The sequence below is a fragment of the Bifidobacterium sp. UTBIF-78 genome, from assembly GCF_006408945.1.
GTDB lineage: Bacteria > Actinomycetota > Actinomycetes > Actinomycetales > Bifidobacteriaceae > Bifidobacterium > Bifidobacterium myosotis.
This window is the reverse complement of the sequence record NZ_JFAO01000016.1, coordinates 39,850-53,273: the sequence shown is the minus strand read 5'-3', so window position 1 is coordinate 53,273 and position 13,424 is coordinate 39,850. Positions and strand designations below refer to the sequence as shown.

Genomic DNA, 13,424 nt, shown 5'->3' with positions numbered 1-13,424 from the left:
ATGGCCGAATACTCCGCGTCACGCCGCACGCCGCGCGCACACAAGCGTGTGGTGATGAAGGGCAACGAACGATTCGACGCCGACGGCGTCAAACTCGAACCCTCGGACATGCAGACCGACCAACAGCGTGAGGCCGACGACGACCGTCGCATCCTTGGCGAGTTGCCGCCGCATTGGGCGGTGTTCAGCGAAAAACGCTGACCCCGCCCAATGCGGCGGCCTTCGCGGCCGCCTGTAGCGTGACCGTGATGATTTCTTTTGTAATCCCTCTGCTGCTGAGGGAAGCCCCCTACGCATCCGAGTGGGGGGCGATAATCGGATGGCGTGACTTGCAGGCATGGAAGCCCGATGCTTCCGGGTGGGGAGAGAAGCTGGACGACCGCAAGACCGGAGCCGGTCAAACCGCGCGAAACGCCTCATCACCGCATTATCGCATCACGGCGACCACGGCCCCGGCTTCCTGAAGCGCAATCACCTTGGATGCCTCCTTCGGCCGCATCGCACAGGATACGGTCTGGGCGTTGTCCCCGTAGAGCGTGCCGAGCGACGAGCCTGAGCCCGTATCCGCTTGCCCGCCCACGGCCATCACCAGAGCTTGTTCGGCCAACGTGCAATCCTCTCCGTCGCACCCGACGGTCGATACCAGACTCACCTCATCCCCGGGAAGCAATCCATCCGGGCTGCTGGCCAGACGTACCGCGATCACGGTCGTCCCGGTCGGTGCCAGTGGCACGTCGCGCGCCATCGTGGTGAGTACCGAATCGCCGGCCGCGATGTCGATCTGCGCAATCAGCCCGATGATCGCCGACATATCGCCGGTCATCGACGGTCCGAGCGCGGTCTTCGGCAGATCGATGACCCGAACATCGGCGTCGCCGATTGGCGATCCCCGTTCGATGGCACGGGCGGCGACGACCACCGGCGTCGTCTCGACGGTGGACAGTACGGCCTGCACGGCGAACAGCACTGCCAGCCCCGCGAACAGCGCGGCGGCCAGACGGCATATCCCGGCGTAGAGGCGACGGCGCTTCAACGAGCCGCGAGTGGGCGAAAAGGGCAAAGAAAAGGTCACCATGCGAACATGGTGACCTGAAGCTCACACGGCGTACAAGCCGGAACGGCTCATGTGGATACAGCTTCCCGAGTTATCCACAATTGCGCCGGTCTATAGGACGCCCGCAGAACTCACTTCGAGGACTTGTCCGTGCGGTAGAAGCCGTGGCCTTTGAATTCGATCGGCACGGCCGAATACACCTTGTGCACTTGCTCCTGGGAGCACTTGGGGCATACGGTGATCGGGTCATCGGTGAACGACTGCTGCTCGGTGAAATCGTAGCCGCAGTTCTTGCAGCGGTAATGATAGGTAGGCAATGGATTCCTCCACAAAGTATCAATGATTCGCGCGCGGTGAAGACCACGCTTGGGCAACCGTTCACATCCTAGTCGTTGCCCTGACACGATAGTAATAACGGTATCACCGCCGGCATTACCGTCACCGCCGTCACCGTCACCGACGCAGCCGTCGGTATCCTTCCGGCGTGAGCACGGCGTCGGCAGGCACGTCGTGATTCTCCGTGGGCAGCGGCTCGCCCATGACCTCCCACGGCCAGCACACCGCAATCAACGGGCAGTCGGGCCGTCGTAGCGCCAGTGCGCGATCATACCAGCCGGCGCCACGGCCCAGCCGATAGCCTCGCGGGTCCACCCCCAGCGCCGGGGCGATCACCAGCCCGCACTGGCGCAGCGCGTCGGGAGGCAGAATGCGGCCGGTCGGCTCGTCGGGACGCAGATGCCCCGGCTGGTCGACGGCACGCAGCATCGTCACATCCGTGAGCACGCTCCAGCCGATGTCGCGGCCGGAACCCAGTCGAGGCACCATCACCGTGCACCCCCGGTCCAGCAGCAGGGTCAGCAGCGGCCGCGTCTCCACCTCGGTGCCCATGGATACATATGCCGCCACGCTCATCGTCGCCGGGTCTGCGCCGAGCAGGGGAAGGGGGAAGTGCAGGGCCAGGGCATCACCGGCCGCCATCCGCTCGTCAGCCGTGGTCCGTTTACGACGGGAGAGCGCACGGTGACGCAGCGTCTCCTTCGATTCCCGAACCGGAGCGGTGGTTGTGGCGGACGATGGCCCGTCATTCTCGAATGCTTCCCCATGCAACGTCATACCGCACAACCTATCACGGCAAGGCGCGGCTACAATAAGGGCCGTGTCAGTTTTCCAGTCCATCAAAGAGGCGCTGCGACCGGACCACCGGATTCGCCCGCCGCGCCTGACCCATCCCGGGTTCCCAATCGTTCTGCGTCCGATGACCATGGACGACGAGGACACATGGGAGGAAGTGCGGTGGCGCAACAACGACTGGCTGGCTCCATGGGAGTCCGGCGATCCGATGCACGGCGGCGGCATCACCTTCAATCAGTGGATTCAACGGCAGCGTCGCAACGAGCAGCAGGGGACCGGCGCGCTGTTCGTCGTCGAATATCAGATGCGCATCGTGGGCCAGATCTCGCTTGGCGCCATCACCTATGGGGCCATGCGCACCGGAGTGGTGGGCTACTGGATCGACCAGAGGTATGCGGGACGCGGTTTCGCCCCGATGGCGCTGGCCATGCTTGCCGACTGGGCGCTGGGCGATCCGTTCGGCCCCGCGCTGCATCGACTGGAAATCGCCATTCTGCCGGACAACGCGCGCTCGCTGGCGGTGGTGCGCAAGGTGGGCGCCCATCATGAGGGGTTGCGCGAACGGTACATGTATGTCAACGGGCAGTGGCGCGACCATGTCACCTTTGCGCTGCTCGCCGAAGATGCCGGCGAGGGGTTCGCGTCCCGACTCGCCGCAAACGTTCTCAAATAACCGGGCGGATTGGCTCGGGCAGGCCGTTTTCACTCCGACACGCCCGGACGTGCAGCGCCGAGTTCGTCGGTGGGTCTCCTATTCTTGACTCTATGGGTTACGAGTCACTAAGCACGGTCGTCGTGCTGGTGATAGTGGCGATCATCATCGTCGTCTGGCTACCGGTACGCACGGCCAACGGCATGAAACGAGCGACCGAGCATCGACAGGATCGGTACTCGCCCTCCCTCCACATTGTAGAGGCGGAGAGCGGCACACGATTCGGCGACGTCAAGCCGCATCAGGCGAAAGGGGCACCAGTGCCGGCATCATCACCGTCAGCAAGGCTGACACCTGAGCATATTGCCCACGTCCGTGAGTTGCGCCGCGCGGCCATTCGCCGCCGTCAGTTGCTTGCCGGCGGGCTGGCCGTCGTGGCTGTAGTGGTGTTCGTCCTTGCGCTGGTCTTCCACTTCAGCACGTTGTTCACGCTGATTCCGCTGGCGTTGCTCGCGGCGGTGCTGGCGATGGGGGCGCGTGCCGCCAGCCAGGCACGCCGCTGGGAGGCTAAGGTTTCGCGTATCGAGCGTGAGCGTGCGCGCAAGTCCAAGGTCGCCAAGATCGCGCATGAGCGGGCGATCGCCACGGCGCGGGCTCAGGCCAAGGCCGTTGCGGACGGTCGTGATGAGCGTGATGGTGCCGCCGGAACGGATGCCGCGGCGCGCCGGGAGGCCGCCACCGAGGTGATGGAGCAGCGTCAGATTCGCCGTGCATTGCGCCAAGCGGAGATCGAACAGGCCAGGGCCAAGGCGTTGCGTGAGGCGCGAGTCGAGGGGCAGGGGACGATTCGGTCGAATCAGGAGTCGTCCGCCGCTGCCGAGGTCCGGGGCGATGTCTCGGATGCCGCGCAGGTCGATGCCGGGGTCGCCGGTTCCGCCGAACGTGTGGGTGACGGTGCGGAGCAGGCGACAGTGGCTGAGCCGTCGCTGACCATGCGCGACGAACGTGACGAGCGCGATGGGCACCGTGGCGAGGTTCCGGATGACGCCACGTCCGAGCTTGCCTCCGTGCGCCCGGCCCGTGCGTTGGACGTGTTCGATATGGCCACCGCCTCTCAGGATCTTATTTCCTTCTCGTTGGGGGCGGCGCGTAACGAGAGCAACACTCCCGAACCTGAAAGCCGCGAGATTCAATCCGCCAAGCAGGTGTCCAAGGCCGAGCCGGTGGGACCGGAGACCGCGGAACGGCTGCTCAACGAGGCCAAGGTGGTCAAGGCCGCCGATGACGCCAAGGCGGCGAGCGAGGCTCAGGCCGCGCAGGAAGCCGAGGACGCCCGTGCCAAGGAGGCGCAGGAGGCTGCCAAGCAGGCCGCGTTCCACGAATCCGAGCAGCATGCCGAAGTGGAGGCGCCGGACGCCACGTCCGAGTCGTTGAGCGTCGGCCTTGATTCCATCATGGCTCGTCGCGGCAATTAGAGCGCATGATTGTGCCGCATCGGTCGGCGGTGTTGTGAGAGGCTTCCCTCGAGTGGAGGGGAGCCTCGTTGCATATGTACGTTGCGTGTGTGCGTCGTATGCGTGCGTCTGCGTCGTATGCGTGCGTTTCCCGATTTTTCTCTCACAGCGTTAGCACTCAAGTTGGCAGAGTGCTAACAATCGCGCTACCATGTGTCCTAGCGCAAAGGGACAACGCAAGTGATCGTCAGCCTCTTGAGACGTTCTGGCGCGGCATTATCGAACTGAACTACAAGCAGATACGAGGTGACCCACAGTGTCGATTAAGCTCACACCGTTGGAAGACAAGATCATCGTCAAGCAGGCCGAAGCCGAGACCCAGACCGCGTCCGGTCTGTACATTCCGGACAACGCCAAGGAGAAGCCGCAGCAGGGTGAAGTGCTGGCCGTTGGCCCGGGCCGTCGCGACGACAAGGGCGAGCGTATCCCGATGGACGTCAAGGTCGGCGACAAGGTGCTGTACTCCAAGTACGGCGGCACCGAAGTGCATTACGAGGGTGAGGACTACCTCATCATCGGTGCTCGCGACGTGCTCGCCATCCTTGGCTGAGTGATTCGCCGATAGCGCGTATACGAAAGACCCCGGCATATTCGCCGGGGTCTTCGTGTATGTACGTGCATGCCGATTGTCATATCGTCGCCGCTACCGGGCCGACTGTGCCGCCTCGGCCTCCGCAAGACTCTCGAAACCGCCCAATCGTACCGTATTGAGCAGCGTCTCCTCGGTGATGTTGCGTTGCGGATCTTCAGCCGCACGCTCGAGAATCATCGCCTCATACAGGTCGAAAGTGGCATCGGAGTAGGTTCCGAGCTCACCGCGCAGATAGGTCTCGAATGAGGTGGCATTGGTCGTGTCCTCCGCGGTGGTGAGCACGCGCATCGCCTCGCCGAGACGGGGATAGTGCGAGCGGAAATCAGCGGCCCATGCCACCTGCTGCGTGATGACCCGCTCCTGACGGTCCACCCGGTCGGCGCGCAGACGCGGGATGTATGGCTCGATGTTCCGCGCAAACTCCTCAGGTGCGGTGGAAGCCATCATACGGCCGTACTTCTCGGTGACGAGATTGCGGCCCACCCGGTCGGATTCGTCCAAATCGGACGCATAGGATTCCAGCAACGGCCGCTCCCAGGTCAGGAACTGGGCCAACCTCATCTGGTGGAATACAGGCCAGTTGCCTTGGCAGGCCGCGCGGCCGCCCTCGTTGTTGGTGCGCTGGAACTGGTCCCATTCGTGGCGCACGATGGTCTCGCGCAGCTCGTTGTGTTCGTCCGGACCTGCACCGGTCTTCTGCTCGACGGTCATCCTTGCTCCTTTGCTTCCATCGATTATGCGTTCATCATGCCTGAGAGGCGTGAATATGTTGTTGCTTTGGGTTTCCCATTGTCGGGATGTTGCCGTGATGTCAACCGCGGGTCTGTTTGCAGGCAACGTCCTGACAAGGGGAGCTGAGTCATGAGCGGCGAGTTGTCGGACGCGCCAGGGCGGCTCCTCTGGGGTGGCTCCGCTGACCGGGAGGAGCCAAGAATGGCATCAACGAACTGTTGACGCAGCGTGCCATTCAAGCCGAATACGCGGTGCGGAACATCGGCAGCCCGTTTCACAGGCTCCTGAGCACTGGGTCGTCGGAGGTGATGTGCTCCTCGATATACGGGCGTTGCCATTCCAGGAAGGTCTCGCCGGACGTGGTCAGGCGCTCACGGCGCAACTCCTTGACGATGGCGGCCGCGATCTCCTCCACCAAACCATTGATACGTTCGATCGCCGGCGCGGAGCCCTTGCCGCCTTCGCCAAAGCCGGCGCCTCCGTAGCAGGCTGCGGAACTGAGTCGCATCACGGTCTCCAGCTTGCCGCAGATATCGGGCAACAGCGCGAACATCGACCCGGACAACTTGCGCAACGCCTCGAACTGCCACTTGTAGTACGGCATGTATCCCGCCACCATCGGCACGTTGATGAGGAACACCAATGACGCGGTGGCATTCACGAATTCGTGGATGGACAGCCAAGCGGCCGCGCCGTCACCGCGTTTGAGGGATCGAGGCAGGTTGTATTGACCGGCCTGCGCAATCATGCCAAGCCGCTTGGAGATGAGTGCCAGACGCACGTCGTCGGGCATGTCCTTGAATCCCTGACGGGTCTTGGAAAACAGGCCGAGCGGGTCGGCGAACACCTCGCCGTTGGTCGCGGCGGCTAATGTCGCCTCGTCCAGCATGAGCCATTCGTGCGGCGCATCCGATGCCGGGGCGGCCGCATATCCAGTGATTGACGTGAAGAAGTCGCCGATGCGGAACACGCCGTCGCGGCGGCCCTCGCCCTGCACACGCGGGGTGATGGGGGAGAACGGCGCGGTTGCGCCGGACGTCGGGCTTGAATCGTCGCCATTCGAGGCGTGCGGTGATGCCGCGTTCAGTGGCGCCTCGTCCGGTGATGCCGCACGCGATGATGATGCATCGCGCGTGTCCGCATTGGTCCCCGGTGCGGCAGGCGCGGTGCGACCGTCTGAGGGAGCCGGCATGTCGTCGTCCGCCGCCGTTGCTGCGCTGAAGACGATGCCGCCCTGTTCATCCACGCGGAACGCGCGTGGCAGCGCTTCGTAGTAGGCCTGCAGACGGTCTCCGATGGCCGCGTGGTCCTCATCCGTCAGCCACAGGCAGAAGCGCGGGCCGAAGTCGTGGTCCTGCGAGTACGCGTCGTCGAATCCGTAGCATTCGGACCCGTGGCCGACCAAGCCGGCGGCGATACGGCCCGCGTACGCCGGGTATTTCGCCAAGATCATCGGTTTGCCTACCTGGTTCCAGAACGCGCGGGCCAGTTTCAGCCCGGACACCGGGCAGACGGACGCGTCGCCGAGTGTGGCGGCCGAGGGGGCTGTGGTACCGCCTGCGGCGAGGTCATCCACCGCAGGCCCGTCCGCTGACGCCGATGCCGACGCTGTCACAGACGACTCCGTTGCCGCCTTCGCTTCGGCTTCGCGCAGGTTCGACTCGGTGATGCGCCAGTAATCCGTGTCCTGTCCGTAGCATTCCTCAATCACGGCGAGGGCGCGTCGATAGCCGTTCACGGCGTCCGCGTAGCGTCCTTCCGCGAAGCACACCTGCGCGAAACCGGCCAGCGCTGAGGCGTAGTGCGCGGAATGCTCCAGATGACCGGTCGCATAGATCTCCAGGGCCTTGGCCGCATGCCAGTGGGCGCCTTCCAGCTTGTGTTCGGCGAGCAGCGTCAACGCCAGATTGGTGTGCGAGCTGGCCACATCGATATCCGCGTCCGGGTTGACGCTTGACGCCTCAACGATGCGCAACGCCTCGCGCAGCTCGGTTTCGGCCTTGTCTTGCCGCCCGGTCTCGCTATAGAGCATGGACAGGTTGTTGTGCAGGGCCGCGAGCCTGCGGTCGGTGGGGGAGTAGGCGCGGCGGCACACATCCTGCGCCTGGTGGTACAGATCCTCGGCCTGATCGTACTGCTTGGCCGCACGCATCGCGGTGGCGCAGTTGATAAGTGTGGTGGCCCAGGCTTCGGATGTGCTGGTGGTCAGGCCCATGCGTGCGGCAAGCTCCAGCGCTCGCTGGACTATCCACTGGTTCTCCTGATGGCGTCCCTGCGAGCGGTAGAAGCCCATCGTCTCGTTGAGCACGGTGAGCAGGCCCGCCGCGTCGCCCGCGTTCTCCGCGTCCACCAGTGCCTGTTCAAGATACGGGCCGGCCTTCGTGGCGGCCGCATGACGCTCGAAGATGGCGTCCAGTCCTTTCAGGAACTCATTGACGTCGAAAGTGGCGGGTGGTTCGTTGTCGGTTGAGTCGGCGCTGTCGTAGTCGTCGCCGGCGTCCAGGTCCTCGTCCAGGTCCGGGTCATCGCCCGTCACGCCCCCGATCTCGTCATCATCCATGATGTCACCCGCGCCCGCACCATGCTCGAATTGTGCGGCGAATTGCCTGAGCAGCGCCTCTTCGTCAGCCATATGTACCTCCTTGAACCATGCTGCTATCAGTCTATGGGCTGCATGGTCCATTGCCGGATCATGACGTCGGCCACCTACGAAAAATCGCCTGTGAGCTACCTCTCACAGGCGATTGGGGTGAACGGCACACAGACCGTCCGGCGGAGCGCGAGGCTGCTAGTCCACCTTGATCTCGCGCATACGGTGGATGGCCTCGGTGTCGGTCTCGCATCGCCACGAGTAGAAGGCGAGCAACGCTACGGCCGTGAGAGCGAGTGGGACGCCGCCCAGACCGGTGAACCGGTACTGCATGTCGAAGCCATTGAGCATCGCGCCGCCTACCATGGAACCCACGGCGTTGCCGAAGTTGAAGGCCACCTGCACTGCGGCGCCTGCGATGAGTTCACCGCCGCCCTGACCGGCTTCGGTCATCAGCAGCTGCTGGGGTGCGGAGATGAAGAACAGCCCGAACGCGATCCAGAAAGTGAGGATGGCGGTGGTGACCATATTGCCGGGGACCAGGAACACCATGATCAGACCGATGCATGAGACGGCCTGACCGAGTGCGGCGGTGCCGGCGTGACGCCAGCGATCGGTGATGCGCCCGCCGACCAGGCCGCCGACGACCATGCCGAATCCTGCGAGCATCATAAGCAGCGGCACCAGCGAAGCGGACCAGTCGCCGGACTTCTGCAGCCACGGGGAGACGTAACTCCACCAGCAGAACACGCCGGCGTTGCCGGTGAACACGGCCGCGAGGATCACCCACGGGCCGCGTCGGGTAAGGAATCGGAACTGTCCGGCGATGCCGGCGTCCTTGATCGGCGGCACGAACGGAATCCATACCAGGGTGAGCACGATGGTCATCGCGGCCCATGCGGCGAGAATGCCGAAGGCGAGTCGCCAGGACAGGAATTCGGCCATCAGGGTGCCGGCGGGCACGCCGAGCATGTTGGCGACGGTCTGGCCGGTCACCATCACCGAAACGGCCTGTGCTTCCTTGCCCTTCTCGGCGAGGGTCTTGGCGATGAGGGTCGCGGTTCCGAAGAACGCGCCGTGGGGAAGACCGGAGATGAACCGAGCGGCCAGCAGCATCGCGGCGTTCACGGACAGCGCGCTCATCGCATTGCCGATCAGCGCAATAGCCATGAACAGGATGATGAGGTTCTTCGGCGGCACCTTGCGGCCGAAGACGAGAATCAGCGTGCCGAAGCACACGCCTATCGCATATGAGGAGATGTAATGGCCGGCGGTGGGGATATCCACGCCGGTGGCGGTGGCGGCCTGGGGCAGGATGCCCATCATCACGAACTCGGCCGCGCCCAGGATGAACGCACCCGCAGCCAACGCAAGCAAGCTTTTCTTCATAGTTTCCTCAGGGGTGTCATGAACTCATGGTGTAGACGCCAACGAATGATGTGGCGATTGATTCGAACACATGATACGGCCGTCCGCCAACAAAACGGCATCTGCCGTGACAGTCATGCATTCGCCGCATTGTGGTCCTTGACTGTGTTGGCTCGTAAAACGAAAAAACCGGACTGCTGGGAACCAGCAATCCGGTTTGAGTTGTCGGGCTGGCGGGATTTGAACCCGCGGCCTCTTCGTCCCGAACGAAGCGCGCTACCAAGCTGCGCTACAGCCCGTTTGGCAACGTCCGATATAGTACAACGAACCCGCTTTCTTGCGCAACTACGGAGTGTCGCCCGGAATGCCGCCGTTTTTGTCATTGTCGATGATTGTCGATGATTGTCGATGGTTGTCGGGCTGGCGGGATTTGAACGTATGCAGAGGCGGTGTCGGCATGCGATAGGGCTTCGACAAGATGTCGGCAATCGTGGGGCGTGCGCTGGATGCGAGCCCCAAGGAGAATTCGCCGGCCTTGCGTACACTGAAGAACCATGGCTGAAGTTGTCGAAAACACTGAAAACACAGAGAATACCGAGAACGAGACCCCGGCTGTGCCGCAAATGAGCACCGTCGAGCGTGCGGAGATGCTGCTCCAGCAGGATGCCGCCATTTACGAGAAGATCAAGTCCGGCGCAACGCTGGAGGAGACCGTGGACCCCTCCAACAAGGAGTTCGGCCCGCTCGCGCACCCCGAGCAGGTGCAGATGCGCGTGGCCAAGCGTGCCATGATGCTCGAGGCGGGCATCGCCCCCTACCCGGTGCATCTGGACGTCACCGACACCATCGAGGGCGTGCGCGCCAAGTACGACGGCAAGCTCGAGCCCGGTGAGGAGACCGAGGACATGGTCGGCATCGCCGGTCGCGTGCTGTTCATCCGTAACGCCGGCGGCCTCAACTTCGTGCAGCTCTCCGCAGGCGACGGCACCAAGATTCAGGGCATGATCTCCAAGAAGGAGATCGGCGCCGATTCCCTCAAGCAGTTCAAGCAGCTGGTGGATCTCGGCGATCACCTGTATCTCAAGGGCCGTGTGATCTCCTCCAAGACCGGCGAGCTGTCGGTGTTCGCCACCGAATGGGCCATCGCGTCCAAGGCCCTGCAGCCGCTGCCGGCGCTGCACAAGGAGCTCAACGACGACACCCGCACCCGCAAGCCGTACGTCGCGATGATCGCCGACGAGAAGGTCCGTAATATGGTGCGCAACCGCTCCAAGGCCGTGGCCTCCCTGCGTCACACCTTCGCGAGCCACGACTTCCTCGAGGTCGAGACCCCGATGCTGCAGACCATCCACGGCGGCGCGGCGGCCCGTCCGTTCACCACGCACATGAACGCTTTCGATCTGGACCTCTACCTGCGCATCGCACCGGAACTGTTCCTTAAGCGCTGCCTCGTGGGCGGCATCGACCGCGTGTTCGAGATCAACCGCGACTTCCGTAACGAGGGCGTGGACGCCACCCACGCCCCCGAGTTCACGATGGTCGAGGCCTATCAGGCCTACGGCACCTACGACTCCATCGGCCAGCTGGTCAAGGAGCTGGTGCAGAAGACCGCCATGGACGTCTACGGCTCGCACAAGGTCACGCTGCTGGACGGCACCGAATACGACTTCGGCGGCGAATGGAAGACCATCAGCATGTACGACTCCCTGTCCGAGGCGCTGGGCGAGGAGATCGTGCCCAACGGCGGCCCGGAGCACCCCGGCACCTCCGTGGAGCATCTCGGCGAGATCGCCGACAAGCTCGGCGTTGAGCGTGACGACGTGGAGAACCACGGCAAGCTCGTCGAGCACCTGTGGGAGCACTTCTACGAGGACAAGCTCTACGAGCCCACCTTCGTGCGCGACTTCCCGGTCGAGACCTCGCCGCTGGTCAAGGGCCACCGCACCAAGCCCGGCGTGGTCGAGAAGTGGGATCTCTATGTGCGTGGCTTCGAGCTGGCCACCGGCTACTCCGAGCTCAACGACCCGGTGGTGCAGCGCGAGCGTTTCGTGGCTCAGGCCAAGGACGCGCTCGCCGGTGACGAGGAGGCCTGCGACATCGACGAGGACTTCCTCGAGGCCCTCGGCGTGGGCATGCCGCCGGCAGGTGGCATGGGCATGGGCATCGACCGACTGCTCATCGCCCTGACCGGTGCGACGATCCGCGAGACCATCACCTTCCCGCTGGTCAAGCCGCTGGTCGGCTGATCCATCGGTTTTTGATCGGTGTTGCCGAACAGGCTGATCGGGTTGATTCGTCGGCTGCCTGATTGGCTATCGGATTGATTATCTGATTGATTGGCTGATCAATTGCGGTTCCCTGTGTATGTGAGCGGTCCGGCGAACATGCCGCGCACATACACAGGGAAAGCAACGGAACACTTGGTAAGTGCGCGTGTCCTCGTCGGCTCGCGTACTTTCCGTCCGTGCCACGCATCGCATCTGCGACGTCGTATGGAACGGTCATGGTGGGCCGGTCATGGAAGGCTCGCCGCTTCGAGGGCATGCGATGGCTTCCCTGTGGATGTACGTCATGCGCATGCCGGTCTCCCGCATCGATGCCGGAGACATGCGCGACATGCGTCGCGCGTGCGCACACGTTTCTGCGCGTATGGCGGATTCGCTGCGAAGTATGCTGGACAGCATGAACATTCGATTGTGGTTCGCCGGAGCGCGGCCGAAGACCTGGCCGGCGTCAATTGCGCCGGTGCTGGTCGGCGCGGCGATGGCTTACGTGCGCCTCACACAGTTGGGCACCTGCATCGAGATCAACCCGGAGCCTGCCGAATGCACGACGAACCGGGCGCAGCAGTCAGTGCTGCTGGGCCACTTCTGGCCAGTGTTCACCCTCTGCGTGCTGGTGGCGTTGCTCCTCCAGATCGCCGTGAACTATGCCAATGACTATTCCGATGGCATCCGCGGCGTCGATGCCGGGCGGGATGAGGCGGAACACGCGCAGCGGGACGCGGGCCAAGTCCAGGGCCGTGGTGCCAAGCCGCGGCGGTTGGTCGCCTCGGGCATGCCGCCGAAACAAGTGCTGATGGCGTCCGGCATCGCGGCCGGACTCGCCTGCGTCTGCGGTTTGGTGGCGGTGCTGATCTCCCAGGCGTGGTGGCTGCTGGCGGTGGGGGCGCTGAGTCTGGCGGCCGGCTGGTTCTATACGGGCGGCAGGCATCCTTATGGATACGCGGGGTTCGGTGAACTCGGCGTGTTCCTATTCTTCGGTCTTGCCGCGGTATTGGGCACCGAATACGCCTTGTCCGGTACGGTGGACGGCATGGGCGTGGCGGCTGCCGTGTGCTGCGGGCTCAACGCCGTGATGCTGCTGATGATCAATAACCTGCGCGACGTAGAAGAGGACCGGGAACACGGCAAACGCACACTTGCGGTGCGGTTGGGCGAGCATAACGCCGGCATCCTGCTGACGGTCTGCTGTGTCATCGCCTGGATGATTGGTGCATTCGTCTGCATGGCCCTATGGATGCCGTGGGGTGCGGTGTTGCTGATTTCCGGCGTGGGCGTGCCGATTCGCATGGTTCTGAGCGTGCCGAAGCGCCGGTTCCATACTGCATTTAACGATGCGGGCTTCCAGACGTCGTTCTTCGCCGTGGTCGTAGTCGTATCCGCACTGGTGATGTAATAATGATGCGGCTGACATCGTCATATACTGCCGGGCGCGTTCGGTGAGCGAATCCTCATTCCATGTTCGGCGCCGATGTCCGGTAACCGAAGTTCGATAACCGATGTCCGGTA

12 protein-coding genes and 1 tRNA gene are annotated in these 13,424 nt (G+C 63.6%); 6 read left to right on the top strand and 7 right to left on the bottom strand.

Annotation, left to right across the window (positions count from 1 at the left end; translation table 11 throughout):
• Positions 1–201 (top strand): hypothetical protein, encoded by a 201-nt coding sequence (locus BG22_RS04320; RefSeq protein ID WP_140493594.1) that lies wholly within the window; start codon positions 1–3, stop codon positions 199–201.
• Positions 202–427: 226 nt separating this feature from the next.
• Here the strand turns inward: BG22_RS04320 and BG22_RS04315 are convergent, their stop codons facing one another.
• The 3 genes from BG22_RS04315 to BG22_RS04305 form a co-directional block, all read right to left on the bottom strand.
• Positions 428–1,075, bottom strand: coding sequence for an SAF domain-containing protein (locus BG22_RS04315; protein WP_140493591.1), 648 nt, complete (start codon positions 1,073–1,075; stop codon positions 428–430).
• A gap of 110 nt (positions 1,076–1,185) precedes the next feature.
• Positions 1,186–1,371 (bottom strand): FmdB family zinc ribbon protein, encoded by a 186-nt coding sequence (locus BG22_RS04310; protein ID WP_094666833.1) that lies wholly within the window; start codon positions 1,369–1,371, stop codon positions 1,186–1,188.
• A gap of 136 nt (positions 1,372–1,507) precedes the next feature.
• Positions 1,508–2,176, bottom strand: a complete 669-nt coding sequence (locus BG22_RS04305) for a 5-formyltetrahydrofolate cyclo-ligase (protein WP_375137691.1) — start codon at positions 2,174–2,176, stop codon at positions 1,508–1,510.
• A gap of 34 nt (positions 2,177–2,210) precedes the next feature.
• Here BG22_RS04305 and BG22_RS04300 point away from each other — a divergent pair, with 34 nt between their 5' ends.
• From BG22_RS04300 to groES, 3 genes are all read left to right on the top strand, one after another.
• The gene (locus tag BG22_RS04300) at positions 2,211–2,858 is read left to right on the top strand and encodes a GNAT family N-acetyltransferase (protein ID WP_181163371.1); all 648 of its coding nucleotides are present in this window, start codon (positions 2,211–2,213) and stop codon (positions 2,856–2,858) included.
• Positions 2,859–2,950: 92 nt separating this feature from the next.
• Entirely contained in the window at positions 2,951–4,312 is a 1,362-nt protein-coding gene (locus tag BG22_RS04295) for a magnesium transporter (protein WP_140493586.1), read from the top strand.
• 295 nt (positions 4,313–4,607) lie between these two features.
• On the top strand, positions 4,608–4,901 hold the full coding sequence (groES, locus tag BG22_RS04290) for a co-chaperone GroES (protein WP_094666829.1): 294 nt from the start codon (positions 4,608–4,610) through the stop codon (positions 4,899–4,901).
• 93 nt (positions 4,902–4,994) lie between these two features.
• Here the strand turns inward: groES and BG22_RS04285 are convergent, their stop codons facing one another.
• The 4 genes from BG22_RS04285 to BG22_RS04270 form a co-directional block, all read right to left on the bottom strand.
• Positions 4,995–5,654 carry a DUF4125 family protein gene (locus tag BG22_RS04285; RefSeq protein WP_140493583.1) on the bottom strand — a complete coding sequence of 220 codons (660 nt, stop codon included), beginning with the start codon at positions 5,652–5,654 and terminating at the stop codon, positions 4,995–4,997.
• 295 nt (positions 5,655–5,949) lie between these two features.
• Positions 5,950–8,178: a DUF4037 domain-containing protein gene (locus BG22_RS04280; protein WP_375137692.1), complete on the bottom strand. Its 2,229-nt coding sequence runs from the start codon at positions 8,176–8,178 to the stop codon at positions 5,950–5,952.
• Positions 8,179–8,463: 285 nt separating this feature from the next.
• On the bottom strand, positions 8,464–9,654 hold the full coding sequence (locus tag BG22_RS04275; RefSeq protein WP_140493577.1) for an MFS transporter: 1,191 nt from the start codon (positions 9,652–9,654) through the stop codon (positions 8,464–8,466).
• A 204-nt stretch (positions 9,655–9,858) separates the two neighbouring features.
• Positions 9,859–9,932, bottom strand: a tRNA-Pro gene (locus tag BG22_RS04270).
• A gap of 255 nt (positions 9,933–10,187) precedes the next feature.
• On the opposite strand from BG22_RS04270, the gene lysS reads away from it, so the two are divergent.
• Together lysS and menA are read left to right on the top strand one after the other, a co-directional pair.
• Positions 10,188–11,879, top strand: a complete 1,692-nt coding sequence (gene lysS, locus BG22_RS04265) for a lysine--tRNA ligase (RefSeq protein WP_140493575.1) — start codon at positions 10,188–10,190, stop codon at positions 11,877–11,879.
• Between the two features lie 436 nt (positions 11,880–12,315).
• Positions 12,316–13,311: a 1,4-dihydroxy-2-naphthoate octaprenyltransferase gene (gene menA, locus BG22_RS04260; protein ID WP_140493641.1), complete on the top strand. Its 996-nt coding sequence runs from the start codon at positions 12,316–12,318 to the stop codon at positions 13,309–13,311.
• Positions 13,312–13,424: the final 113 nt, after the last annotated feature.

What these genes read in the sequence shown, in the direction of transcription:
- BG22_RS04320 (WP_140493594.1), top strand. Translation starts at nt 1, where the DNA reads ATGGCCGAATACTCCGCGTCACGCCGCACGCCGCGCGCACACAAGCGT.
- BG22_RS04315 (WP_140493591.1), bottom strand. Translation starts at nt 1,075, where the DNA reads ATGGTGACCTTTTCTTTGCCCTTTTCGCCCACTCGCGGCTCGTTGAAG.
- BG22_RS04295 (WP_140493586.1), top strand. Translation starts at nt 2,951, where the DNA reads ATGGGTTACGAGTCACTAAGCACGGTCGTCGTGCTGGTGATAGTGGCG.
- BG22_RS04285 (WP_140493583.1), bottom strand. Translation starts at nt 5,654, where the DNA reads ATGACCGTCGAGCAGAAGACCGGTGCAGGTCCGGACGAACACAACGAG.
- BG22_RS04275 (WP_140493577.1), bottom strand. Translation starts at nt 9,654, where the DNA reads ATGAAGAAAAGCTTGCTTGCGTTGGCTGCGGGTGCGTTCATCCTGGGC.
- lysS (WP_140493575.1), top strand. Translation starts at nt 10,188, where the DNA reads ATGGCTGAAGTTGTCGAAAACACTGAAAACACAGAGAATACCGAGAAC.
- menA (WP_140493641.1), top strand. Translation starts at nt 12,316, where the DNA reads ATGAACATTCGATTGTGGTTCGCCGGAGCGCGGCCGAAGACCTGGCCG.